Source organism: Pseudomonas sp. S5D5 (genome assembly GCF_003013355.1).
Classification (GTDB): domain Bacteria; phylum Pseudomonadota; class Gammaproteobacteria; order Pseudomonadales; family Pseudomonadaceae; genus Aquipseudomonas; species Aquipseudomonas aylmerensis.
The window spans coordinates 1,956,980-1,981,754 of record NZ_PTEO01000001.1 but is presented as its reverse complement, the minus strand read 5'-3'; the positions used below and the strand labels follow the sequence as shown (position 1 = coordinate 1,981,754).

Here is a 24,775-nt window from a genome sequence, read left to right as displayed (position 1 = left end):
TTATTCCCCCCGGTATTCAGGCGTGCGTTTCTCGAAGAACGCCGCAGCGCCCTCCTTCTGGTCCTTTGAATCGAACAACAACTGGAAGGCCTTGCGCTCCAGTACCAGCGCACTTTCCAGCGGCAGGTCGGCACCGGCCAGCATCACTTCCTTGATCTGCTCGACTGCCAGGGGCGGCAGTGCGGCAATCTGCGCCGCCAGCTCCAGCGCCCGAGGCAGGGTCTGGTCGTCGCTGACGACTTCGCTGAGCATACCCATCGCCAAGGCTTCTCGTGCGCCGACCATGCACCCGGTGAGCGCGATGCGCATCGCCTGGAACTTACCCACCGCGCGGATCAACCGCTGGGTGCCGCCCGCTCCCGGCATCAAGCCCAGCTTGACCTCCGGCTGGGCAAACCGCGCCGATTCGCCGGCGACGATCAGGTCGCAATGCATCGCCAACTCGCAACCGCCGCCCAGGGCAAACCCGTTGACCGCGGCAATCACCGGCTTGGGGCAACGGCTGATGGCTTCCCACAGGTACTCGGTGTGGCGTCGATACATATCGATTGCGCCTGCGCTGGCGAACTCTTTGATATCGGCTCCGGCGACAAAAAACTGCGCGCCACCGGTCAGCACAATCGCACGCACCTCGCGGCGTTTGGCGAGTGCCCGAAAATGCTCGGCAAGGGCCTCACGCACCTGGGCATTCAGGGCGTTCTTGACCTCGGGGCGATGAATACGGACCACGGCCACGCCGTTGTCGTGGACGTCGAGGGTTACCACGGGTTGGTCTGCGCTGGTCACATTCACTCCTGCTGCAACGTTCTTGTTAGTCGGCCTGTCACTTGTTTCGCTGTGCGAAATAACATTCCGTATTTAGCCATGATCATAAGTATCGACCCTGCAGGTGTAAACGCAAAACCCCCAATCCATTTGAAAATAGCCGCTAACCCGCTGTTTAAACAGGTGTTATCAGCAAGCGTCGGAAAACCTCAACATCTTGCTTTGTTTCGCTGTGCGGAATAGAATTTTGTTTTGTTGATTTTATAAAAAAATGAGGCTTAACATGCGCCGTCAAAACGCGGACCCGGATAGCTCAGAAGTCCCGGCTGGCAACCACGCTTTCGAGCATGTGTTGATTGACCCGATGAACAACGATGAGGAGGAAGACAAGGACCGCCAGTTCGTCACTGCGCTGGCCCGTGGCCTGGAACTGCTGCGCTGCTTCACGCCCAGCGAAAGTGTGCTGGGCAACCAGGAACTGGCGCGCAAGACCGGGCTGCCGAAGCCGACGATCACCCGTATGACCCACACGTTGACCCGCTTGGGTTATCTCAAGCACCTGCCGCAGTCAGGCCGGTACCAGTTGGATGTGGGCGTGATGGCCTTCGGTTACGCGATGCTGTCGAACCTGTCGATCCGGGCCGTGGCCCACCCGTTGATGGAGACGATGGCCAAGTACGCCCAGGCGGCCGTTGCCATGGCCACCCGGGACCGCCTGGACATGGTCTACCTGGACGTGGTCCAGGGCGAAGCGAACATGACGATGCGCCGCCAGGTCGGTACGCGCCTGCCGTTGCACTTGAGTTCGGCAGGCCGCGCCTGCCTGGCGGCGATGCCGGAAAACGAGCGCGAGTTCATGCTCGACCATATCCGCCAGCGTCATCTGGAGGACTGGCCGACACTGCGCAAGGGGCTGGAGCGCGCGTTCAGGGACTACACCGACTTCGGCTATTGCATGTCGATCGGAGAGTGGCACCGCGATGTAAACGCCATCGCCGTACCGCTGCTGCACCCACAACATGGCTTGCTGGCGTTCAACTGTGGCGGACCGAGTTTTCACCTTTCCCGGGAGAAACTCGAAGACGACATCGGACCGCGCCTCAAGCACATGGTGAACAATATCGTGGCCGCCACCCGCTAGCAGGATCGGTGTGCGGCCTCGGCAGATTGACGATAACAGGCCCGCTGAACGGGCCGCTGAGGAATGCACATGATCCGAGACCCGCAAACACTTCATATCCTGGTGGATGCCATTGCGCAGTTCGTCAACGAAGCACTGATCCCACGGGAAAACGAAGTCGCCGAGACCGATGAAATCCCGGCGGACATCGTCAGCCAATTCCAGGAAATGGGCCTGTTCGGCCTGACCATTCCCGAAGCCTACGGCGGCCTGGGGCTGACCATGGAAGAAGAGGTGACCATCGCCTTCGAGCTGGGGCGCACCTCCCCCGCCTTCCGCTCCTACTTCGGCACCAACAACGGTATCGGCTCCATCGGCATCCTGCTCGATGGCACCGAAACGCAGAAGGCGCATTACCTACCGTTGCTGGCCAGCGGCGAGCTGCTCAGTTCGTTCTGTCTCACCGAACCGGACTCGGGCTCGGATGCCGCCTCGCTGAAAACCACCGCGGTGCGCGACGGCGATCACTATGTAATCAACGGCACCAAGCGCTTTATCACCAACGCGCCCCACGCCGGGATTTTCACGGTGATGGCCCGTACTGACACGGCGATTCGCGGCTCGGGCGGTATCAGCGCATTTATCGTCGAACGCGAAACACCGGGGCTGTCGCTGGGCAAGCGCGACCACAAGATGGGCCAGCAAGGTGCGCACACCAGCGATGTGATCTTCGACAACGTGCGCGTTCCGGCCAGCCAATTGATCGGCGGCGTCGAAGGCGTGGGCTTCAAGACCGCGATGAAGGTCCTCGACAAGGGGCGCCTGCACATCGCGGCCGTCAGCGTGGGAGCGGCTGAGCGCATGCTCAACGACGCGCTGAACTACGCCATCGAACGCAAGCAATTCGGCCAGCCGATTGCCGAATTCCAACTGATCCAGGCCATGCTCGCCGACAGCAAGGCCGAGATCTACGCCGCCCGTTGCATGGTGCTCGACGCCGCGCGCAGACGCGACGAAGGCCAGGACATCGGTACCGAAGCCTCGTGCTCGAAGATGTTCGCCACGGAAATGTGCGGGCGGGTAGCCGACCGTTGTGTGCAGATTCATGGGGGTGCCGGCTATATCAGCGAGTACGCCATCGAACGGTTTTACCGGGATGTGCGCCTGTTCCGCCTGTATGAAGGCACCACGCAAATCCAGCAACTGGTGATCGCCCGCAACATGATTCGCGCGGCGCAGCGCTAGGACTCACCGCAATACCCATACCCAATGCCCTAACAACTACAAACAAGGTATCGCTATGGAAGTCGCCGCATCGGCGGGCGCGTTGTCGCCTGCCAAAAACCACCTGTGGATCATCGTATTCATCTTTTGCTTCCTCGGCCTGCTGATCGATGGCGCCGACCTGATGCTGCTGTCCTACAGCCTCAGCAGCCTCAAAGCCGAGTTCGGCCTGAGCAGCGTCGAAGCCGGCAGCCTGGGCAGTTTCACCCTGGCCGGCATGGCCATCGGCGGGATCTACGGCGGCTGGGCCTGTGACCGTTTTGGTCGGGTGAAAACCGTGGTGTGGAGCATCGTGCTGTTCTCTGTCGGCACCGCCATCCTGGGCATGACCCACAGCTATTGGCAGTTTGCGAGCACGCGGTTTTTCGCCTCCCTCGGCCTGGGCGCCCTGTACGTGGCGTGCAACACACTGATGGCCGAATACGTGCCGACGCGCTATCGCACCACCGTCCTCGGCACGCTGCAGGCGGGCTGGTCGGTGGGGTATATCGTCGCCACCTTGCTGGCCGGCTGGATCCTGCCTGAACACGGCTGGCGCTGGCTGTTCTACGTGGCGATTATCCCGGTGATCCTCGCAGTCCTGATGCAACGCCTGGTTCCGGAACCCCAGGCCTGGCTGACGGCCCGCGCCGAACACGCCCGGCAGAAAGCCGATGGCACCCGGCTCGCGCAGAAGAGCAAGCCCGACGGCATGTTCAAACTGATTTTCAGCGATCCAAAAGCCAGCCGCATGTTCCTGCTCTGGGCCCTCACCGCAGGCTTCCTGCAGTTCGGCTACTACGGCGTGAACAACTGGATGCCGTCGTACCTGGAAAGCGAGCTGGGGATGAACTTCAAGTCGATGACCAGCTACATGGTCGGCACCTACGCAGCGATGATCTTCGGCAAGATCCTCGCCGGCCTGGCGGCGGACCGCCTGGGTAGGCGTACGGTGTTTGCCGTGGGTGCGCTGGGCACCGCGATCTTCCTGCCGGTGATCGTACTGTTCCAAAGCCCCGAGAACATCTTGTGGATGCTGGTGGTATTCGGCTTCCTGTATGGGATTCCCTATGGCGTCAACGCCACCTACATGACTGAAAGCTTCGAAGCCAAGTTTCGCGGTTCGGCAGTGGGTGGGGCCTACAACATCGGCCGCATCGGTGCCGCCGTGGCGCCAGCCGCCATTGGTTTCCTGGCATCCCACGGCTCCATCGGCATGGGCTTTCTGGTGATGGGCGGCGCGTACTTTATCTGCGGGGTGATCCCGGCGCTGTTTATCCGCGATAAACAGTTCGATCCACAAAAACAGTAAAGCCGAGCGAGCCGGTGGCAGCGCCGGCCCTTGTTTGCCAAATAACTGGCGTCAGTCTTTGCTTGCCGGTTTAACCTGAAAAGAAGGCGATTGATTTATAAGGGTTTTTAATTTAGTTAAAACCAATTGGCATGGATCTGGCTCTAACCTCTTTCAAGCAGGTTACGCGATGACAAGACGTGCGGCAGTGCCCAGGGGTTATAACCCACTGTAAAGCGGTTTAAACTATTCCCATGTTTTACGGAACTGAAGGAACAGTAAGACGCTTGGCACTCGCCACTCTCATCGAGCCTGTAAGACAGCCAAGTGCTTAGAGGCCGATCGTTTATGAAAACACCCACCCAGACCAACGCAATTGACTTCGACAGTGCCAAATTGCAACGCCTGGGCTTTGGTCAGCCGTCCCTCCTGCCGCGCCGTCCCATCACCCTTCTGCAACTTCGCCAGCAACTGGGCATGCAACTGCAGACCAGCCTGGAACCGGAGCGCATCCTCGCGACGTTTTTCCGCGAGATCCAGCGCCTAGTGCCGCTGGACGCCCTGCAATATCGCCACGCTGCCAGCGATCTGCGCCTGGAGTTCGGTCATCGCGGCCACCATTCGATGAGCTATAGCCTGAGCCACGAAGGCGAGCACCTGGGCGAGCTGATTTTCCGGCGCAACCAGCGCCTGCTGGAAGAGGAACTCGGCCAGCTGGAGTCGCTGCTGGCAACCTTGCTCTACCCGATGCGCAACGCCCTGCTCTACCGCGCCGCCACCCGCAGCGCTCTGCGTGACCCGTTGACCGAGACCGGCAACCGGATTGCCATGGACCAGACCCTGCAACGGGAAATCGACATGGCACGTCGTCACCTGAACCCGCTGTCGCTGCTGATGCTGGACATCGACCACTTCAAGAACATCAACGACACCTACGGCCACGCCGCCGGCGATAACGTCCTGCGCGCCGTCGCCGGAGCGATCAAGGCCCAGTTGCGCAATGTCGACATGGTCTTCAGGTTTGGTGGGGAAGAGTTTCTGATCCTGCTGTCGAACACCGGCCGGGATGCAGCCGCAATGGTCGGCGAACGCCTGCGCCAGGCCGCACAGGCCCAGGATTATTCGGCGGAGGGTAAACGGATCGAATTGACGGTGAGCCTAGGCTGCTCGACCTTGCTGGCCGCCGAGTCTGCGGAAAGCCTGCTGCGCCGGGCCGACAACGCCTTGTACGTGGCCAAGCGCGAAGGCCGCAACCGCCTGGCGATGGCAGGGTAACCCCCACCACCGCCGTTACATCAGGCTTCGCTGGCCACCCGCGCCGGGCGCTCACGCACCAGCACCGCCGGCTTTTCCTTCTCCAGGCGCATGCAGCTTTCCAGGAACAGGTACATGTAGTCGTAGCTCTTGCACACGGCCTGGCGCAGTTCAACCTGCAAGGCTTTGCTCGGGTTCATGCCGGCCAGGGTGCAAATGATTTCCAGCGCCTCCCACGGGTGGGCGTCATCGTACTGGGCATGCATCTTCAGCCACTTCATCGCGCGCTTGCGGTCTTCCTCGGGGAAAGCCGCCGCGTAGACACCGGTGGAACACACCACCGCCGACCACTCCCCGGTCGCCCCCTCGATCGCGTAGTTGGTCGCGGCGATGGCCACGATCAGCGAATCAGCCGAGCTGGTGTGCCAGCACCAATGGCTGAGCGCGTGCAGCTCCGGCGGCACGTTCTGCGCCTGCAGTTCTTCGAGGCTGACGCCATGCGCGCGGGCCCAATGCACCCAATAATCGGCGTGGTTCAGTTCCACGCGAATGTTGCGCATCAGCCAGCGTCGCGCCATATCCTCCCCAGGATGGCGGGCAAACTTGGTCTTGGTGAGGTTCTGTGCCATGTACAAGGCAAACTGTTCCACCACGGGCCAGCCACCGATCAGGTAGTGACGCAGGGTCTTGGCGCTGAGCGTGTTATCGCGCATGCGCTGGTACAGTTCGTGTTCGACAACGCGCCGCTTGCTCTCGCTACAGTCCTGGATCAATTGTTGCGCCCAGGCGGGGTAACTCGAGGCTTCCATAAGCGGGCCGGTTCTGTTGAATGTGTCGATCACTGTCGGGCTCCTTTTTAAGTGTGATGTACAGACCAGCAAAGGTTTCAGCGGAATGTGCCGGGCGCCTTGAATAACAGGGGCTGCGGCCGCGAAGGTCGACACTGCAGACTATCAAAGGTAAACAACTGCGGTCGTTCGATCAGGTAACCCTGAGCGTAATCCACCCCGATCTCGAGCAACGCCTGTTCGATATGCGGTGTTTCAACAAACTCTGCAATTGTGCGCTTACCCATGACGTGGCCAATGTGATTGATCACTTCAACCATCGCGCGGTTAATCGGGTCGTCCAGCATATCCTTTACGAAACTTCCATCGATCTTCAGGAAGTCTACAGGTAAATGTTTGAGATAAGCGAATGAGGACATTCCGGCGCAGAAGTCATCCAGCGAGAAATGACAGCCTAAGGCCTTGAGTTCATTAATAAAGCGGATGGCACTGCCCAAGTTTGCAATTGCACTGGTTTCAGTAATTTCAAAACAGATCATGCTGGGTGGAATACTGTAAGTATGAAATTTCTCACGCAAGAATCCGAGGAAGTCATCATCACCGATAGTAATGCCTGACAGATTGATCGCACACATGGCCATCGGACGCCCCGGACGTTCATGCATGCAGGCGGCAATCAGCTTGAAGACATTCTCGACCACCCAGCGGTCCAGGGAGGTCATCAGACCGTAGCGCTCGGCCGCCGGGATAAAGCTGTCCGGCAGGATGATGCGTCCTCCCTCATCGTGCAGGCGCAGCAGGATTTCTATATGCCCGTTGCCGCCGTCAGTGTGCCCCAGCGGCATGATTTCCTGGGCGTACAGGCAGAAGCGGTTTTCTTCCAACGCCATGTGCAGCCGCTGCACCCAGGCCATTTCGCCAAAGCGCACCGACAGTTCCGAGTCATCGGCGTGGTACACCTGCACGCGGTTGCGGCCTTTTTCCTTGGCCATGTAGCACGCCATGTCAGCCGCCCGCAGTGACGTTTCAAGGGTGGTCGGCGTGTGCCCGATGTGCACCAGGCCGATGCTGACGGTGGTCATGAACGGCCGGCCCTTCCACACGAAGTGCAGGCTTTGCACGGTATGCCGCAGGCTCTCGGCGATTTTTTCCGCCACCGGTGCCGGGCAGTTCTCCAGCAGGATGCCGAACTCATCGCCGCCCAGGCGGGCCAGGGTGTCGCCTTCGCGCAGGTCCGACTGCAACAGTGCGCAGATATGCCGCAACAGCTCGTCACCCGCCGCATGGCCGCAGGTGTCGTTGACCAGCTTGAACTGGTCCAGGTCGAGAAACATCAACGCATGCCGCCCGCTCTGCGCGCCCCCGGCCGGGTGCAGCACCTGTTCCAGGCGGAACTCGAACTCGCGGCGGTTGGCCAGGCCGGTCAGGGCGTCATGGGTTGCCTGCCACGACAGGTTGGCGATGTACTGGCGCTCTTGGGTCATGTCGTGCAGCACCAGCACCGCGCCCGTGACCTTGCTCGCGCTGCGGATCGGCGCGCCCACCAGATTGACCGAAACGGTGCTGCCGTCCAGGCGCTGGATTGTTTTCGAATGCTCGCTGCCGCTGCTGAGCTGGCCCTTGACGATGTGCTCGATCAAGGTGAAACCGTCGGGCTGGGCATTGTCATCCAGCAGGTTGAACAACGCCGCCAGCGGCAGGCCCTGGGCCTGCGCCGTGTTCCAATGGGTCAGCGCCTCGGCCGCCGGGTTCAGGTAGGTGATGCTGCCTTCGACGTCGGTGGTGATCACGCCATCGCCAATCGACTCCAGGGTGATCTGCGCCCGCTCTTTCTCTTCCTGCAGCGCATCGGCAAAGGCATGGCGCTGGGCCAGGAGCTTGTGAGTACGCAACAGCGCCAGCACGATCAAGCCCAGGGCCGTGGTCAGGTTGGTGATCAGCAGCAGCCGCAGGATCATCCGCGAGCCTTCGCCCAACGCGTCGCTGAACGCCTTGGCGGCGGGTGTCACGCCTTCGTTGATGGCAATGATGTGCGCCTTCCATTGGCGCACATCATTGGCGTTGACCTGGTCACGGCGGATCGCCTGGTGCATCTCCCGGGCCAGGTCATCGAGCTGCATCAGGTAGCCATCGCCCACCGTCCACAGCTCGATGGCTTTTTCCAGGTAGCTGAAATGCCGGAAATTGAGGTACAGCCAGATCAGGCTGGAGACGTCATCGGGGTGGTTGCCGCCCTTGAGGATGCCCAGGCGGGCGGCAGCAAGATCGGGCGTGGGCCGATCCAGGGCGATGCGCAGCTCATGCCCGCCCTGGGGCACGGCAATCGCCTGCTGATACTTGAGATAGGTGGATTCGTCACGGTTGTCGGCGTAGAGCGTCAGGTAGTAGATCGCGTCTTTCTGGCCCTTCGACCACAGGCTTTCACCGGCCACGTAGCCGCGTACCGCTGAAAGCACGTAGAGACTGACGCAGCCCAACAATGCCTGAAACAGAACGACGGCGATGAAGGGCCACACAATGCCCAACAGCCGAGGCGTTCCGAGAGTCCGCTTTTGCTTCATGAAGTCCCTTACACATGCACTGCCCAATACGCACGCGAAAATCCGCTTCCGATAGCTAAGCCTAGGCTAAATCAACGCACTTGCTGCAAGTGTCCATATAGCTTGGCGTACAGGCCGCCATCGGCAATCAACTGCTGATGATCGCCGTCCTCAGCAATATGACCGCCGTCGAACACTAATACTCGATCCGCTTGCTTAACCGCCGACAAACGGTGAGCAATGATCAGTGTAGTACGGCCGCTGAGAAACCGCGCCAGCGCCTGGTGCAGGTTGTATTCGGTGGCGGCATCGAGGGCGGAGGTCGCCTCGTCGAGGATCACCACTTTCGGCTCGGCGAGGACCATGCGCGCGATCGCCAGGCGCTGGCGCTGCCCGCCGGAAAAGCGCACGCCAGAGCGTCCCACCACACTGTCCAAACCCTGCGGCAGGGCTTTGACGGTGGCGTCCAACTGGGCAATTTCCAGCGCCTGCCAGCAGGCCTGGTCAGTGCGCTCACGCCCCATGGTCAGGTTGGCGCGAACGGTGTCGTTGAACAGCGCCGGGTGTTGCAGCACCACCGCGACGTTCTCGCGAATGGTCTCCAGGCCGATGGCCTGCTGGGTCGCTCCGCCGAAACGGATACTGCCGGCCTGCGGCGTGTACAGCCCGAGCAGCAACTGCACCAGGGTACTTTTGCCGCCGCCGCTGGCGCCGACAATCGCGACCTTTTCACCGGGAGCGATGGCAAGGTTCAACTGGTTGAGCACCAGGTCATCGCCATAGCCGAAGTCCAGGCCGCGGACTTCGATGCCGACGGTTTCGCGGCCGCTGAACGGGTCTTCGCCGCCCGCATATTGCGGTTCGTCGGCACGCGCCAGCAGCTCGTTGATCCGCGTCAGCGCGCCACCCGCAGCGTAGTAGGCGTATTGCAGGTTGAGCAGTTGCTCCACCGGGCCGATCATGAACCACAAGTAGCTGAATACCGCGAGCATCTGGCCGATGGAGAGGTCGGAAAACAGCACCGTCAGCATCGCCGCCGCCCGGAAGATGTCGATACCGAACTGGAACAGCAAGCCACTGGCGCGGCTGGACGCGTCGCTTTTCCATTGCGAATTGATCGCGTAGTCACGCACTTCCTGGGCGCGCTGGCCAAGGCGTCCGAGGAAGAAGCCCTGACGGTTGCCGGCGCGTACTTCCTGGATCGCGTCCAGGGTTTCGGTCAGCGCCTGGGTGAAGCGCGAGGTGCTGTCGTTTTCGAGCTTCTTCAGGTGTTTGACGCGCTTGCCCAATTGCACCGTGGCGTAGATCACCAGCGGGTTGAACAGCAGGATCAGCAAGGCCAGTTGCCAATGCATCCACACCAGGATGGCCGAGGTGCCGAGCAGCGTGAGCATGGCCACCAGGAAGCGGCTGAGGGTTTCGCCGACGAATTTGTCCAGGGTGTCCAGGTCGGTGACCAGATGCGTGGTCACCGTGCCGCTGCCCAGGCTTTCGTACTCGCCCAGGGAGATGCGCTTGAGGCGTTCGATCAGGCGCACGCGGATGCGGTACACGATGTCCTTGGCCAGCCGCGCAAACAAGCGCGCCTGCACCACGTTGAACACCAGGGCGCCGCACCGCAGCGTCAGCGTCACCAGCAGCATCAGGCCGATATAACCGGCTGCTTTCTGCCAGCCCAGGGGCAGCGCATGGTTCATCACCTTGAGCGCGGCATCGCCGTGGCCCAGCAGCACTTCGTCCACCAGCAACGGCAACAGCAAGGGAATGGGCACGCTGCACAGGGTCGCCAGCACGGCAACGCCATTGGCGATCCACAGGGATTTACGGTGCCGCAAGGCCAGGCGGCGAATTTCCGCCCAGGTCAGTCGGTCGACGCGTTTGGGTTGCTCATCGGGCCGGTCATACACAGGCAGCTCGCTCCAGCCAACGGGCGAGCAAGGGCGACAGTTCCGACAGCGGCTGGTAGCCGTTGGTCAGCAACGCGAGCTGGCCATTGCGTTCGGCCAGCAACGTCGGGAAACCGGCGATGCCCAAATCCTGGACCCAGGTGAAGTCGGCGGCGGTCGCGGCATGCTGCTCGGCACGGTCGAACGCGCCGGCAAACTCGATGCGCGGGATGCCGGCCTGCTCGGCCAGCTCCACCAGCACGCTGGCGAGGGTCACATCGCGACCCTCGACATAAAACGCGCGCTGGATCAGCCCCAGCAGTGTCCACGCGCAATCCGGCGCCAGGCTGCGCGCGGTGACGATGGCGCGACAGGCCGGCTCGGTGTCATAGACAAAACCGTCGGGCAACGCACCTTCGCGCTTGAACGGCTGGCCGGTGGCGTCGGTGACGGCCTGCCAGTGCTCCAGGATGTAGCGCCGGGTGGTGGGCTCCAGCGCCGCGCCGCTGCCGGTGCGCAAGCCGCCCACCACCAGGTGCAGTTCCACCCCGGCCGCCTGGGCCTGCTCTACCAACGCCTGCGCCACCGGGGCAAAGCCCCAGCACCAGGAACACATCGGGTCCATTACATAGAGCAGGCGCGCGGACATGGGTCAGGCCTCGGAAGGGGTTTGCTTATAGTTGAAGCCAATCGGGTGCGGCATGTTGCGGGCCTTGGCCAGCTCGATCTGCTTTTGCCGGTCGATCGCGCTGCGACGGGTTTTCTCCGGCAGCTTATCCCAGCAATGTGGACAACTGATGCCGGCCACATAGTGCTCGGACGCGCGGTCTTCTACGCTCACCGGTGTGCGGCAGGCATGACATTGATCGTAGTCGCCTTCGCTCAAGTCGTGGCGCACAGTCACGCGATTGTCGAACACAAAGCAGTCGCCCTGCCATTTGGTTTCTGCCTGGGGCACCTCTTCGAGGTACTTCAGGATGCCTCCCTTGAGATGGTAGACCTCATCGAACCCTTCGCTGAGCATATAGCTCGAGGCCTTCTCGCAGCGAATGCCGCCGGTGCAGAACATCGCGACTTTCTTGTGCTTGGCAGAGTCGAAGTTGGCTTTGATGTAGTCGGGAAATTCGCGAAAACTGGTGGTTTTCGGATCGATTGCCCCTTCAAAGGTGCCAATCGATACTTCGTAGTCGTTACGCGTGTCGATCAACAGCACTTCCGGATCGCTGATCAGCGCGTTCCAGTCTTGTGGGTCAACGTAGGTACCGACTTTTTTGTTCGGGTCGACGCCTTCGACACCCAGGGTCACGATCTCTTTCTTGAGCTTGACCTTGGTGCGGTAGAACGGCTGGTCGTCGCAGTACGATTCCTTGTGGTCGATGTCGACCATGCGTGGATCGTTCTTCAGCCACGCCATCAGCCCGTCAATGCCTTCGCGGCTGCCGGAAACGGTGCCGTTGATGCCTTCTTCGGCGATCAGCAAGGTGCCTTTGATGCCATTGTCGACCATTGCTTGCAGCAATGGCTCGCGCAGGGCGACGTAATCTTCCAGGGTGACGAACTTATACAGTGCCGCCACGACAATCGGTTGAGTCATGGGTGTTCTCTCCAGGTGGCTACCCTCGTAAGGGGTGAACCGGATGTCGGCAGCTGCGGGCTTTTAACCGCAAGCTGCCAGTAAACGCAAAAAAAACGCGCCGACTGGGCGGCGCGTTGCGGATTCTAGCAAAACCCCGATGCGACTGCATCGACACTCAATCACCGATATTTCCTTGACGCCCCCACGGCATTGGCTGACCTCGACCCAGACCACCTGCGTGATAGCGTCTTGCGTCGCCCATGGGACCCGCCTTTGGACAGTTTTATTGGAAGATCGATTGATATGGACACATCAACTCCAAGCAGTCCGCTACTGGCGCAACTGGTGGAACACCCCGTCACTCCTGGCGCAGGGAGGGTCGATTTGAGTACCGCCTTGAATAGACTCAACCTCGCCAGCGTCTTCGACATTGTCGACCAGCCCAAGGCCGAATTCATCCGTCAATTGGCTCAATACACTGATGACGATGGCGCCCAGGCCTATGAAAATGCGCTGTCCTACGCCACCCAGTTGCAATGGCTGCACGACCAACAATCATTCAGCCCGCGCCCTGCCCCCTCTCACAGCAAGCGCGACCTGGGTTCAAAGGCGCCCAGCCCGCTCAACGAGGACTGGGGGAATGTCTGTCACCCGGAGGCCATCGCCGCTATCGACTCACCGGTTGCCTACCTGCGCACGCTGTTTCTTTTTGCAACTCAACTGGAAAAAAAAGGCGCGGCAACCAGTAAAAAAAAAATCCTGTTGAGCCAACGACGTCCGGACCTGGGACGCTTATTGATCGACCACGACACAACCTATTCTCAACGCCCCCTGCTGACACTCATTGATGAGATGTTGCACGTGCAGATCCAGCTCCACCATCCGGATAAGGACCTGCATCAACAACTCAGCAGGGCGCGCTACCCCATGGCGTTGCCTTACCACCATCATCATCGCCAGTGCCAGCTGGCACTCTCGGGAACCCGGTACTCCCTGGGTGAGTTGAATTATCGAATCAGCAAACGCTTGCCGTTTGACGACGCCAGCAGCGCACGCTATGCCACGGTCACAAAGCCCAATGCCAATACCCAGCGGCTGCTGGGTGAACTGAGCCCGGAGCAGCAAAAGCTCTTGGCGCAATCGCTCGTCCCGGAAGACACATTGTATGAAATCTACTACGGCCGGCCTCGGAAACCGCCGACCCAGATGGCAATCCCACTGGAAAACCTCGACGTCTTCTTGAAAAGTACGGCGTTGAACAGCCTCCAATTGCAGGCACTGTTGGCGCAAAACAGTTTCGCTCCCCATGCCTCTCTCTCGACCAAGGGCCAGACACTGCCTACCTTTGGGGCGCGCTACGTCAACGGTACTGGTGACCCGCCCATGACTGTGGAGGGCATCTCCACCAGCAGGCAAACCGCGCAACTGCTGAATACCTCGCACGACCGGTTTGATCGCATGCAACGGATGATCCGCCTGCAACAGTGGGTCAATCTGCCTTTCGCCGAGCTGGACACTTTGATCGTCAGCGCCATGGAGTGTGAGGGCACAGCCAACTCGAGCCTGCGCATCAGCCCCAATACCCTGCGCGCACAAGGCGTCTACCGCTACCTGAGTCGGCACTACGCCCTTAAGCCATTGGAGTTTTCCGCGTGGCTGCATCGCTTGCCCGTTCAGGCCAGCGCCAATGAGCAGCCGCTGTTCGATCAAGTGTTCAACCGCACAGCGGTGTCCTCGCAACCCCTGCCGCTGGACGACCAGGCCTTCGATTCACACACCCGCCAGCAACTCTGCGCCGCGCTGACGTTGAGGGACACGCCGGATTCACTGCAATTGCTGATCGAGGCCACACCGGCCCCTGTCGCCCGAAACCTTGCCACGTACTCCGCGATCTATCGGCAAGCGCGGATCGCTCAAGTCTTCGGCCTTTCTGTCCTGCACTGCAAACAACTGGCTGACGTGCTCGGCCCGTCGACCTGGGCGTCGCTGGTCACCCCCACATTACGCATCAAGAAAGCCGCTCCGATGGATTTTCTCGATGTGCTGATGCAAATGGACTGGGCCGTCACGTGGCTCAAGGCCTGCGGTACCAGCGTGACGCAGCTGCGCCAGCAATTGCTGCTGGAACCCATTACTGACAGCCCGGTACTGCAACGCGGGGTCGATCTGCTGAGACAGGGGCCGCACTCATGCATCCAACAGTTCCTGGAAAGCCCGGAGCCGGCCGTCTACAGCAGTGAGCTGAAACTCTACTACGGCCAACATTTTGTGCCCTTGCCTGAGCCTGAGCCGGCACCGATACACCTGATCCTGCTGGTTCCAGACATCACCACATTGTTGTCCTTGCCAGTTAACGGCACGTCGCTACGTCAATTGCTGCTCAACCCTCATTGGCTGGACAGCGAGATGACGAAAGGCGCGCTGGTCGGGCTGAACCTGGGCACGCTTTATCTATTACAGCGTTTCAGAGACTGCTGCGATACGTATGGCCTGGCGCAGGACAGCCTCCTGGCGTTTTTCCAGGGCGCCAACAACAACGGGCCGCAAAACCCCAACGCCCAGCTGAGTCAATGGTTGGGCTGGGACGAACGCGAGCTGCGCGTGCTCACGGCGACCTTGCCCTCGGGCATGGTCAGGTCCATGGACCAACTGGATTGGATCATGCGCTGCCGGCAAGCCTGCACCCTCACCCGACTCTCCAGCCAGACCCTGCTCGACACCAGCGAACTGGATATCCAAAGCGACTTCAGCAGTTGGCAGTCCGTGGGTGAAGCCGTCGTCGCCGCACGTCAATAACGCTGCATCTCAATCAGCAGACTCAAGGAATGACTATGTCTGAGAACCTCGACCAACGGCTTAATGAAGCCAGGCGTGATGCCATGCTGAGCTACTATCTGGCTCACTGCATCAGCGCCGACCTTAAAGACGCGTTGCAGACACCCAACGACCTGTACGACTACTGGCTACTGGACGTACAAGTCAGCGAAGCAGTGCCGACCAGCCCGGTCGCCAGTGCGATCACCAGCCTGCAACACTACATAAACCGGATCCACTCAGGCCTCGAACCGGGTTATGAGACCCCGGGCATGTCGCCACACGCGACCCTGGCCTGGCAGAACTCCCTGCACACTTACCCCCTCTGGAGCGCCAGCCAGCAACTGCGCTATCACCCGCAAAATTTCCTCGACCCCACGCTGCGCGAGGACAAGAGCGACAGCTTTGCGCAACTGGAAAACGAACTTCAACAGCATCGACTCCAACCCGACACCGCACTGAAAGCCGTGCAAGGCTTCCTGTCACGGTTCGAAGAGGTCGCCAGCATTCAAACGCTCAATGGCTACATTGATGGCAATGTCGGACAGTTGGAGACCAGCACTTATTATTTCGTCGGCAAGTCCGCCACCGACAGCATCTATTATTGGCGTTCGCTGGACCTGTCCAAACGCTCGACCGCCAACCCCGACGCGCCTGCACCTCTGGCCTGGACAGACTGGAAACCCATCAACCTGACGTTTGGCGCCGATACACCGGCCCACAGTATCCGTCCCGTCCTGTTCAATCAGCGGCTATTTATGGTTTGGGCCGAGATCATCAAGCCGGCCCCGCACCACTCCTTCAAGGCACAGGGCAATGGCAATGGCAATGGCGACAACGAAGAGGACGGGGATGAAAAACAACGCCAGGCTGAATGGCTGAACAGCCAGTTCGTGAAGTTTCGCCTGTGCTTTTCCTATAAAAAACTGGATAGCACCTGGAGCTTTGCGCACACGGGACTGGAAGAGCACTGCGTCACGCGGGGTATCAACGCACTCACGCCAGCGCAACTTATCGGCATCACGCAGACCATTGCCGTAGTCGATAGCCGCTCTCCTCACACCCTGTTCCTGGGTATACGCGCCAACACGCTGAATCATGGCAGCGATCAAATGGGCGAATTCTTCCAAGCCATCAGTATCGATCAGTCATTGAGCATAAAAATCGTCGCCAGCGCAGGCAGCCCCGGCCGCTACAAAATCGTGCCAGGTTCAGCCGTAGCCCAGGAAGCCCTCCGATTGCTGGAAGCCTATGAATCCACACAAAACACGCCACTACAGAAAGCGTTGTTGGGCGGCGTCGACAAAGACAACCTGTTTTCCAGCGTGTTACTTCCGCCGTTCGCTCACCAATACTTCCGTCTGTTTTTCGATATAAACAAAGACAACTTACAGTTCAAGACACGCCTGGCGCAGGAACAAGACGAAAGAACGGTAGTCCTGGACGCTCAAACACCCCAGATCGAAGATCAGCGAACGTGGGACTTTGAATCCAAAAGCACAGCCATAGTCGCCGCCGATACAGCCACCACCGCCTTTGATCCCGCCACCAACGAATTCGTCTTCACCTCAAGAATCGTCAGGCCCTTTCTGCAGACGTACAGCATCACCCTTGCATCCCGGTACTCCGAGATGAGCATTACCCTGAGCACCCAGTCGGCGTTGCATGACTCGACCTTGTCCGAAGTTGAACTCATCAGCGGTTCGGTCATCAGGATCGACTGCGCGATACATCCCAGTGCAGACGCCACGTATCACTCGATGTTCTTTAAAAACCCCAAGACCGGAAAAAGCTATTCCAATGCCATTTATGACAAAGACTCCATATTGTTCAGGCTTGAGAAAGAGATGAAATCAAGGCCGGACCCGAGACCCGGGCATACCGACCAATACCTTCCCATCTTCGAATACTCCCTGGCAGGGAAGTTTCTCAACAAAAATGCATTCCTCCACTTGTATACCCATCATCAGGATCCCTTCCTGGTGATACTCGACCGTTACAGCGGCTACCACCTGCCAGGTGATGAAGTCGCCAACCCAAAACTGCACTTCGTGAATGACGTGAGGCTGGAGCTGGGTAACACTTCCACGCCCACGTTGCGTTTCTACAAGCACGTCATCATGCAATCCAAACTGAAGGACGTGCCCACTCCGCAAGCCATTAATAACAACACTGCCCAAATCCTCAACGACTCGGACCTCGATCACGAGAGTCTGGTAGGCGCCTCCCCCGAACTCGCAGTCGGGCACCTGGCAAGTACGCGGGTAAAGTTACCCAATGAGCAACCCGCATCAGCCATCACGCTGATCCATGGGGTCATCACGCTTGAGAGCAGAGAGAACCAGGTGACTGTCCTCGGCTATGCACTCAAGGCCATCAAATGCGCCCTTGCCACCTCCGTTGCCGTCGACAAGCCCGCGCATTCCCCACGAATTACGCGCCAACAGCAAAACACCGGAGCGACCCACGAGTGGATTGATTTTTCCACAAGCTTCGCCCCGAGTGTCCCGGCCATCCGACTCAACACCACGGTGGCGAGTCAACTGACCCAACACGCCACACTCGGCTTCGACCCGGTATTTTTACGCTCCCCGGATGACTGGAGGGAACCGGCACTGACTGCGGACGCCGCCCCCGAGCCCCCGGATTTCCAGGGCGCGCACGGTAAAAATTTGCGCGAACTGTTTATCTACTTACCCTGGACCATCGCCCATTACTTCAACCAGCAGCAGCAATACGCTCACGCCCAGACCTGGTTGCACGCCCTGTTCGACCCACTCCACCCAGACACCGGGGCCCTCAGTGCCCTGCCAGGCAACCCGGTAGAACTGAGCTTCGCCTGCCACCACCCCGAGAGCCCGCATTACCTGGCTCTCAGCTTTCCGACATACCTGCGTAAGGCGCTGTACCACCTCAATGTGGATATCCTGATCAACCGGGGCGACGCGGCTTATCGCCAAGTGAGCCCCGACAGCCTGGCCGAAGCCAAACTCTGGTACATCCAGGCGCAGAACCTGCTCGGCATGCGCCCGACGGTCACACGTGCCGATACCTGGACCTCCCGCACCTTGGACGCACTGGCGACGGTGTCCTCCCAGGCCATCCGCCAGTTGGAACATCAACCCGAATACACCACCGTACTGTCCCGGCACTGCAAGACCACAGGGCAACACACTTGGCTCATGGACAGCCCCTATTTGTTCCGCCCGCTGAACACGCAACTGGTCGCACGCTGGGACATATTGGAAAGTCGCCTGCACGGGCTTCGCCATCATCTGGATATTTCCGGCAAGCCATTGCGCCAGACACTCTTTGCGCCCCCCTTGTCCCCTGCCGCGCTGCTGACGCGAAATGCACAGGGCGCTGCGGGTGACGCCAGTACATTGCCACTGGTCCGCCCTGAAGTGGGTCACTACCGGTTCCAGGTCATGCTGGGGCACGCCTTGAGCGCGGTCGACAGCCTGGCGCAGTTCGGCACCACGCTGCTCACCTTGATCGAGCGCAAGGAACAGGCGCACTACCTTGAGGTGCAACAGCAAAACGCCTGGCAGTTGGCCGAATTGGTGCTGACCCAACAGACCCAGGCCGTTGCCATCGATGAAAAAAACAAAGATGCCCTGCGTCGCAGCCGAGCAATCGTCGAGGGGCGACTGGACTACCTGACACGCCAGCTCAGCGAAGGCATCAGCACCGGTGAAATTTCGGCCGGCCAACACTATCTGGAGAGCGTCGCCTGGGAGAGAAAAGTCGCGATTGCCGGTATAGGCGCCGGCGCCGCTATGCTGTTGCCGAATATCTTCGGCACGTCGTCCGGAGGGATGCGTTGGGAGGGGGCGTTTCATGCCTATCAGGCCTTCGCCCAGGGCGAAGCCAACATCGCCCGCGCCAACGGTAACGAATTGGAGCGCACTGAACAGTTAAATCGTCGCGCTCAAGAATGGGCCCACGCCGAACAACAGGCTCGCCTGGAACTGGCCCAGATCGACACCCTGCTGCTGGTGCATGCCGAGCAGGAAAAAGCCACTCGCCTGCAACTACGCAGTGCCCACACCGCATTGGCCCAGGCCAAGTCAGCCTACCAATTACTCGGCATGCGCTTTACCGGGACACAGCTCTATCAATGGCTCACGGCCCAACTGAGCACGTTCTATTACGCGCTGTATGACAACGTCCACTCCCTGTGCCTGGCCGCTGAAGCCTGCTGGCAGTACGAAACCACCGACAGCCGGCAGTTCTTCCAAGGTGGGGCCTGGCATCACACCTCCCGAGGTCTGCTGAGCGCGGAAAGCTTGAAACTGAACCTGGTGAAGATGAACACCGCGTACCTGCAACACACACCTCGCGAGCTGGAAATCAGCAAAACCATGTCACTGCGCCATCGCCTGATCGAGTGTCAGGTCGCGACCGGCCAACAGACCTTCGAAATCACCGCGCCTGCCAAAACCTGGACTGAACATAAAGCGCAATTGGTCAGCAGCGGCACCATCAGCTTCGCCCTGACTCAAGCGCTCCTGGATGAGGACTACCCTGGGCAGACCCTGCGCAGGATCAAGCATGTCAGCGTCACACTACCCGCCTTGCTAGGACCTTATGAAGACATCAAGGCAACACTGACCCAGACCCGAAACGAAATCCAGATGCCCGATGGCACCCTCAGGACCGACTTCAGGGCACACCAGCAAATCGCCTTGTCGCGCGGCCTGGACGACAACGGCCTGTTTACGCTCAACTTCGACAACGACCCACGCTACCTGCCGTTTGAATACACGGGGGCGATATCGTGCTGGCGCTTGAACTTTCCCAATCCGCTGCAACAAAAAAACCTGCTTGAATCCATCACCGACATCATCATTCATGTGCGCTACACGGCCAGGCCTGGCAGGAGTGAAACATGAGCACTCAGGCGAATGAATCGCCCCTCAAGGTGCCATCGCTGCCTAAAGCCAGCTCCGCCATCGAGGGCGTCGCCAAAGGCTGGGGCAACGTGGGCGCTGATGGCACGGCGACTTTTGAGGTTGGGTTGCCGATTTCCACTGGCCGTGGTTATGCACCTACGTTGTCGCTGATCTATCGCAGCACGGCGGGTAACAGTGCGTTCGGTTTCGGCTGGGACGTCAATCCGGGTGCCGTCACACGGCGTACCCAGCAGGGCGTCCCCGATTACACCGCAGCCGATACATTCCAGGGTCCTGATGCACAGCAATGGATGCCCGAACGCACCGCCGCAGGCACGCTTGTCCAGACACAACGCGACAGTTTTGACCACGTGCCGCTAGGCCGCCACTACGTCGTCACGCGCTACTTTCCGAGGGTCGAACAGCGCTTCGAGCGCGTCGAGCATTGGCGTTCAGAGGGCGATGCGGCCGGGTTCTGGCTGATCCAGGCGGCTGACGGCAGCCGGCATGTGTACGGCAAAACGCCTGCGGCGCGTATCGCTGATCCCGATAACCTGAGCCATGTGGCGCAATGGCTGCTTGAGGAAAGCCTGAACGCCCATGGCGAGCATATCGGTTACCAGTACCTGGCCGAGACCGGTACTCGCACGGAACCCCATGACAGCCGGGCCCAGCGTTATCTGCATAAAGTGTGTTACGGCAACGTCATGGCGAGGGAAAAGGAGACGCTGTATTTGCTCAAGAATGACGATTTTTCCCGTCAGGCGTGGCACTTTTACCTGCTGTTCGACTACGGTCAACGCACCACCGCCAACGACAAGTTGCCTTCCTACGACGCGCTCAACCCGTGGCTTCCACGCGAAGATCCGTTTTCCAGTTTCATCTACGGTTTTGAACTACGAACGCTGCGACTGTGTCGGCAAATCCTGATGTTTCACGCCTTCGCAGATGCCCCCGACATGGGCCCCTCCCCTGTCTTGGTCAAACGCCTGCGGTTCGAACACAAAACCTTTCCCAACGGGCTCAACACCTTGCTAGCGGTACACGAGCAGGCCGTTGACTCCCAGGGAACGCTCACCAGCCTGCCGCCGCAAGAATATCTGTATCAATACTCAGGCCTGAAACTGGATGCCCGCCGCTACCAGCGTTTCGTGGACGTGCCCGGTCTCAATGACGGCCAGCGCTATCAACTGGTGGATCTATTCGGCGAGGGCTTACCGGGAATCTTGTACCGCGGTGATCAAGCCTGGTACTACCGGGCACCCCAGCGAGATGAGGCGTCTACAGGCGATGGGGTGACGTACGCTCCCGCTCAAGAACTGCCGGCTATTCCCGTGGCGGACGGTTCACGCCCGGTCTATCAGGCCTTGCTCGATATCGATGGTGACGGTCGGCTGGAATGGGTCCTGGCCCGACCGGGCATGAGCGGATTCTTCAGCCTGGCCCCACAACGTAAAGACGCGGGGTTCGTACGGTTCGATGCGTTCCCGGTGGAGTTCTTGCACACCCATGCGATATTTGCCGACCTGATGAGCAGCGGCTTGGCTGATATCGCACTGGTAGGCCCGCGTAGCGTGCGCCTGTATGCCAACCGGCATAGCGGTTTCCAGCAGGGCATCGAGCAGGCGCACACGATCGACGGCGACGACTTACCGTCCTTCCTCGGTTCTTCCGCCGACTGGGTTGGCTTCAGCGACATACTTGGCAGCGGCCAGCAGCACCTGGTGCGTATACGACACAACGAAATCAAATGCTGGCCCAACCTGGGCCATGGGCGATTCGGCAAAGGGAGAGTATTGGCCACCTTGCCTTTCAGGGAAACGACGTTCAATGCTTCCAATGTGTTGCTGGCGGATCTGGATGGCTGCGGTGCCAGCGACTTGCTGTACCTGACGACCCATGAGGTACGCATTTTCACCAACAAGGGCGGCAATGGCTTTGCCAAAACCCCGTTGGTCTTACCCTGGCCATCAGGCGTTCAGCATGACGCCTTATGCCAGGTGAGCGTGGCGGACCTGCAAGGCAACGGTTACGCCAGCCTGATCATCAGCGTCACGCACCCACACCCTCGCCATTGGCGCTACGATTTTTTTGATAGCAGGCCTTGTCTACTCAGCATTACCAACAACAATCTGGGCGCCCAAGTCGAGGTGAGCTACCGCAGCAGTGCCCAGGAATGGCTGGACGAGAAAAGGCAGCACCAGGCCGAAGGCAGGCAGGCCGTCTGCCGATTGCCCTTCGCACTGACCCTGGTTAAACGCCAGAGGCAGCGCGATGAGATCAGTCATCACACACTGACCCAGCATTTCAGCTATCGCCAAGGCTTTTACGCCCCTCATGAACGCGCCTTCCAGGGTTTTGGCTTGCTGCTTCAAACCGACATCGAGACCGGCACCCATGACGCGCCCGGAGCAGGGACGCAAACCAAACGTTGGTTTCACACCGGCCAGGCACTGGATATGCCCAAGGACGACTACAGCCAGCACGACCCTGACGCCATCACGCTCGGCCGCACGTTGCTGGCGACACATGATGCCCCCCAACAGCCGCAACCGACCGACCATCACGACCGCGTGATCGCGTCGCCCACGCCACCGGAGACACGGGCGGCAGCCTATGCGCTCAGGGGCCTGCCGCTGCGGGTGGAAGTGTTCGCCCTTGACCCGGCCAATAGCACACCCTATTCGGTGCAGCAGTACCGCTATCTGGTCCGTCGCTTGCCCCCGGCATCCGGCTCGCAACCCTGGCCGCGAATGCTGCCGCTGACGCTGGAGTCCGTGCATTATCAATACGAACAGGTGCCCGATGATCCGGCCTGCGAACACCAGGTCAACTTGCGCTGGGATGCCTACGCCAGCCTGGTCCACAGCGTCACGGTGCATGGCGCGCGGCGCAAGACGGTCAGTGATACACCACCGGCACTGCTCGAGGATGAGCATCAGCGACAATGGTGGCGTGACACCCACGACCCGGCTCAGCAGGTGTTTTATCTGCGCGAAACCTTGGCGCAGTGGATTCATCAACCCAACGACGACCAATGGCGATTGGGATTGCCCTATCGTCAACGCACCAACGCCTGGACCCTGCCTGACGGGCAGCCACCTGCGGGGCTGAACGCGTCGGCTATCCGCTACGAGAGTTTGATCGACCGGCTTTCTGGTCCACTGGGGCCACAAGCACCGCGCGAGCTGAGCGGCTTGACGATCCAGCACTACCGCGAACCGGGCGGCAAAGGGCAAACCTTGACGCCCGGAACAGCAAACTTCCAGGGGCTGGCGGATTATCAAGAAAGCGCTGAACTGGCCCCCAAAGCGCTCCAGGCGCTGGAGAAAATTCCCGACATGCCGGGCCAACCCGCCGAAGACCTGCCGAGCCGCCTGGGCCGAATCGGTTACCGGCCCATGGCGCTGTTTTTTCATGCCAATGACCAGGAACGCCAATCGTCCCCCCTCTGGTCGATTCGCCGTCAGTTTCCGCGCTACTTCAACGCCAAACACTTCTTTCGTCTACACACTTGGCGCCTGACTCAGGCCGAGGGCGAAACCACGCTGACCTATGACCCTTACGGGCTTCAGGTCATCCAGGTCAAACAACCCGACGGCTGCATCACCCGCGTCCAGCATGACTACCGCCTGCTCCAGCCGATCAGCATCACCGATCCAAATGGCACGACCGAGCAAGCGCTCTACGATGCGTTCGGTCGCTTGCTCGCGACCAGCATCAACGGGCAAGCATCGGCAACGTCCGTCGGCTTCGGGCCATTGTCGGCGTATCGCCGGCCGGTAGACGCATCCATCGAATCCGCCATTCAAGCACCCGCAACGATCCTCGGCGAGGCCGCCCGTGCCTGGCTCTACGACCCATTCAGTTGGATGGGTTCGATCGCACCGACGGACAGGCAGGCGCACTGGGTCACCCAGCGCTATGTCTCACCAGACGGGCACATACGCGCCACCGCCCGGTTGCGCCTGAAAAAAAAGGCCAGCGCCTTGAGTGCTAGCGAGAAAGCCTTGTCCGACTTGATCCAGAAGGCCCGGCGCGAACCGGCACGAAGCCTGATGTTGGCAGCTGATCGCTATACCCACGATCAGGAACAGCTCATCCACATGAGCCTGGTCTCCCATGACGGCTTCGGGCGCATCTTGCAAAGCAAACAACAAGCCGAGCCGGGGCCGGCCTGTGCGGTGGGCGACAACGCGGACCTGACGGTCAAGGACGGCGCCATCCAGACGGTTCAGGCTGATCCGCGCTGGTGCGTCAGCGAACACACCGAATACAGCCCCACGGGGCGGATCGTGCGGGTGTATCGCACCTATTACGCCAACCGCCACCGGTACATCGACGGTCAGTCCCTGCAGCAGTTCCTGCCTGGCGACAGGCAGTTCCATGACCCCCTCGGCCGCCCCACCCGCACCCTCACCGCCAGGAAAACACTACGGCAAATCACCTACTGGGCCTGGTACACCGTCAGCGAAGATGAAAATGATACGTCTGGAGCGCAGGTAGACCTCTCGGCTGAACACTGAAGCCTGGGGAAGCGTGGCCGTCTCACCTTTGAGAGACGGCCAAACTGCTTTGTTCAC

13 protein-coding genes are annotated in these 24,775 nt (G+C 60.1%); 7 read left to right on the top strand and 6 right to left on the bottom strand.

The window, feature by feature from the left end:
- Window positions 1-786 (bottom strand): enoyl-CoA hydratase, encoded by a 786-nt coding sequence (locus C9990_RS09370; RefSeq protein WP_106803087.1) that lies wholly within the window; start codon window positions 784-786, stop codon window positions 1-3.
- Between the two features lie 250 nt (window positions 787-1,036).
- Between C9990_RS09370 and C9990_RS09365 the strand changes: the two genes are divergently transcribed.
- The 4 genes from C9990_RS09365 to C9990_RS09350 all read left to right on the top strand — a co-directional run bounded on the left by C9990_RS09365 (window position 1,037) and on the right by C9990_RS09350 (window position 5,714).
- Window positions 1,037-1,906, top strand: coding sequence for an IclR family transcriptional regulator (locus C9990_RS09365; protein WP_065904331.1), 870 nt, complete (start codon window positions 1,037-1,039; stop codon window positions 1,904-1,906).
- Window positions 1,907-1,975: 69 nt separating this feature from the next.
- Window positions 1,976-3,130, top strand: a complete 1,155-nt coding sequence (locus C9990_RS09360) for an acyl-CoA dehydrogenase family protein (protein ID WP_106803086.1) — start codon at window positions 1,976-1,978, stop codon at window positions 3,128-3,130.
- Between the two features lie 55 nt (window positions 3,131-3,185).
- Window positions 3,186-4,460 carry an MFS transporter gene (locus tag C9990_RS09355; protein ID WP_106803085.1) on the top strand — a complete coding sequence of 425 codons (1,275 nt, stop codon included), beginning with the start codon at window positions 3,186-3,188 and terminating at the stop codon, window positions 4,458-4,460.
- 327 nt (window positions 4,461-4,787) lie between these two features.
- Window positions 4,788-5,714, top strand: a complete 927-nt coding sequence (locus tag C9990_RS09350) for a GGDEF domain-containing protein (protein WP_065904326.1) — start codon at window positions 4,788-4,790, stop codon at window positions 5,712-5,714.
- A gap of 20 nt (window positions 5,715-5,734) precedes the next feature.
- Here C9990_RS09350 and C9990_RS09345 read toward each other — a convergent pair whose 3' ends face one another.
- The 5 genes from C9990_RS09345 to C9990_RS09325 form a co-directional block, all read right to left on the bottom strand.
- On the bottom strand, window positions 5,735-6,502 hold the full coding sequence (locus C9990_RS09345) for a TenA family transcriptional regulator (RefSeq protein ID WP_207200669.1): 768 nt from the start codon (window positions 6,500-6,502) through the stop codon (window positions 5,735-5,737).
- Between the two features lie 77 nt (window positions 6,503-6,579).
- Complete coding sequence (locus C9990_RS09340) at window positions 6,580-9,042, bottom strand: EAL domain-containing protein (protein ID WP_106803084.1); 2,463 nt, start codon at window positions 9,040-9,042, stop codon at window positions 6,580-6,582.
- Between the two features lie 71 nt (window positions 9,043-9,113).
- Window positions 9,114-10,928, bottom strand: a complete 1,815-nt coding sequence (locus C9990_RS09335) for an ABC transporter ATP-binding protein (RefSeq protein WP_106803083.1) — start codon at window positions 10,926-10,928, stop codon at window positions 9,114-9,116.
- On the bottom strand, window positions 10,921-11,523 hold the full coding sequence (locus C9990_RS09330) for a DsbA family protein (protein ID WP_177343946.1): 603 nt from the start codon (window positions 11,521-11,523) through the stop codon (window positions 10,921-10,923). Before C9990_RS09330 ends, C9990_RS09335 begins: the two co-directional genes overlap by 8 nt.
- Window positions 11,524-11,559: 36 nt before the next feature.
- The gene (locus C9990_RS09325; RefSeq protein ID WP_106803082.1) at window positions 11,560-12,501 is read right to left on the bottom strand and encodes a rhodanese-related sulfurtransferase; all 942 of its coding nucleotides are present in this window, start codon (window positions 12,499-12,501) and stop codon (window positions 11,560-11,562) included.
- Window positions 12,502-12,786: 285 nt separating this feature from the next.
- On the opposite strand from C9990_RS09325, the gene C9990_RS09320 reads away from it, so the two are divergent.
- From C9990_RS09320 to C9990_RS09310, 3 genes are all read left to right on the top strand, one after another.
- Entirely contained in the window at window positions 12,787-15,279 is a 2,493-nt protein-coding gene (locus C9990_RS09320; protein WP_106803081.1) for a Tc toxin subunit A, read from the top strand.
- 29 nt (window positions 15,280-15,308) lie between these two features.
- The gene (locus C9990_RS09315) at window positions 15,309-20,192 is read left to right on the top strand and encodes a neuraminidase-like domain-containing protein (protein WP_371920625.1); all 4,884 of its coding nucleotides are present in this window, start codon (window positions 15,309-15,311) and stop codon (window positions 20,190-20,192) included.
- An 89-nt stretch (window positions 20,193-20,281) separates the two neighbouring features.
- Window positions 20,282-24,718 carry a SpvB/TcaC N-terminal domain-containing protein gene (locus tag C9990_RS09310; RefSeq protein WP_256595068.1) on the top strand — a complete coding sequence of 1,479 codons (4,437 nt, stop codon included), beginning with the start codon at window positions 20,282-20,284 and terminating at the stop codon, window positions 24,716-24,718.
- Window positions 24,719-24,775: the final 57 nt, after the last annotated feature.

Bases quoted from the DNA above. Each gene is read 5' to 3' on its own strand.
- C9990_RS09365 (WP_065904331.1), top strand. From the start codon at position 1,037: ATGAGGCTTAACATGCGCCGTCAAAACGCGGACCCGGATAGCTCAGAA.
- C9990_RS09360 (WP_106803086.1), top strand. From the start codon at position 1,976: ATGATCCGAGACCCGCAAACACTTCATATCCTGGTGGATGCCATTGCG.
- C9990_RS09355 (WP_106803085.1), top strand. From the start codon at position 3,186: ATGGAAGTCGCCGCATCGGCGGGCGCGTTGTCGCCTGCCAAAAACCAC.
- C9990_RS09350 (WP_065904326.1), top strand. From the start codon at position 4,788: ATGAAAACACCCACCCAGACCAACGCAATTGACTTCGACAGTGCCAAA.
- C9990_RS09345 (WP_207200669.1), bottom strand. From the start codon at position 6,502: ATGGAAGCCTCGAGTTACCCCGCCTGGGCGCAACAATTGATCCAGGAC.
- C9990_RS09340 (WP_106803084.1), bottom strand. From the start codon at position 9,042: ATGAAGCAAAAGCGGACTCTCGGAACGCCTCGGCTGTTGGGCATTGTG.
- C9990_RS09330 (WP_177343946.1), bottom strand. From the start codon at position 11,523: ATGTGTTCCTGGTGCTGGGGCTTTGCCCCGGTGGCGCAGGCGTTGGTA.
- C9990_RS09325 (WP_106803082.1), bottom strand. From the start codon at position 12,501: ATGACTCAACCGATTGTCGTGGCGGCACTGTATAAGTTCGTCACCCTG.
- C9990_RS09320 (WP_106803081.1), top strand. From the start codon at position 12,787: ATGGACACATCAACTCCAAGCAGTCCGCTACTGGCGCAACTGGTGGAA.
- C9990_RS09315 (WP_371920625.1), top strand. From the start codon at position 15,309: ATGACTATGTCTGAGAACCTCGACCAACGGCTTAATGAAGCCAGGCGT.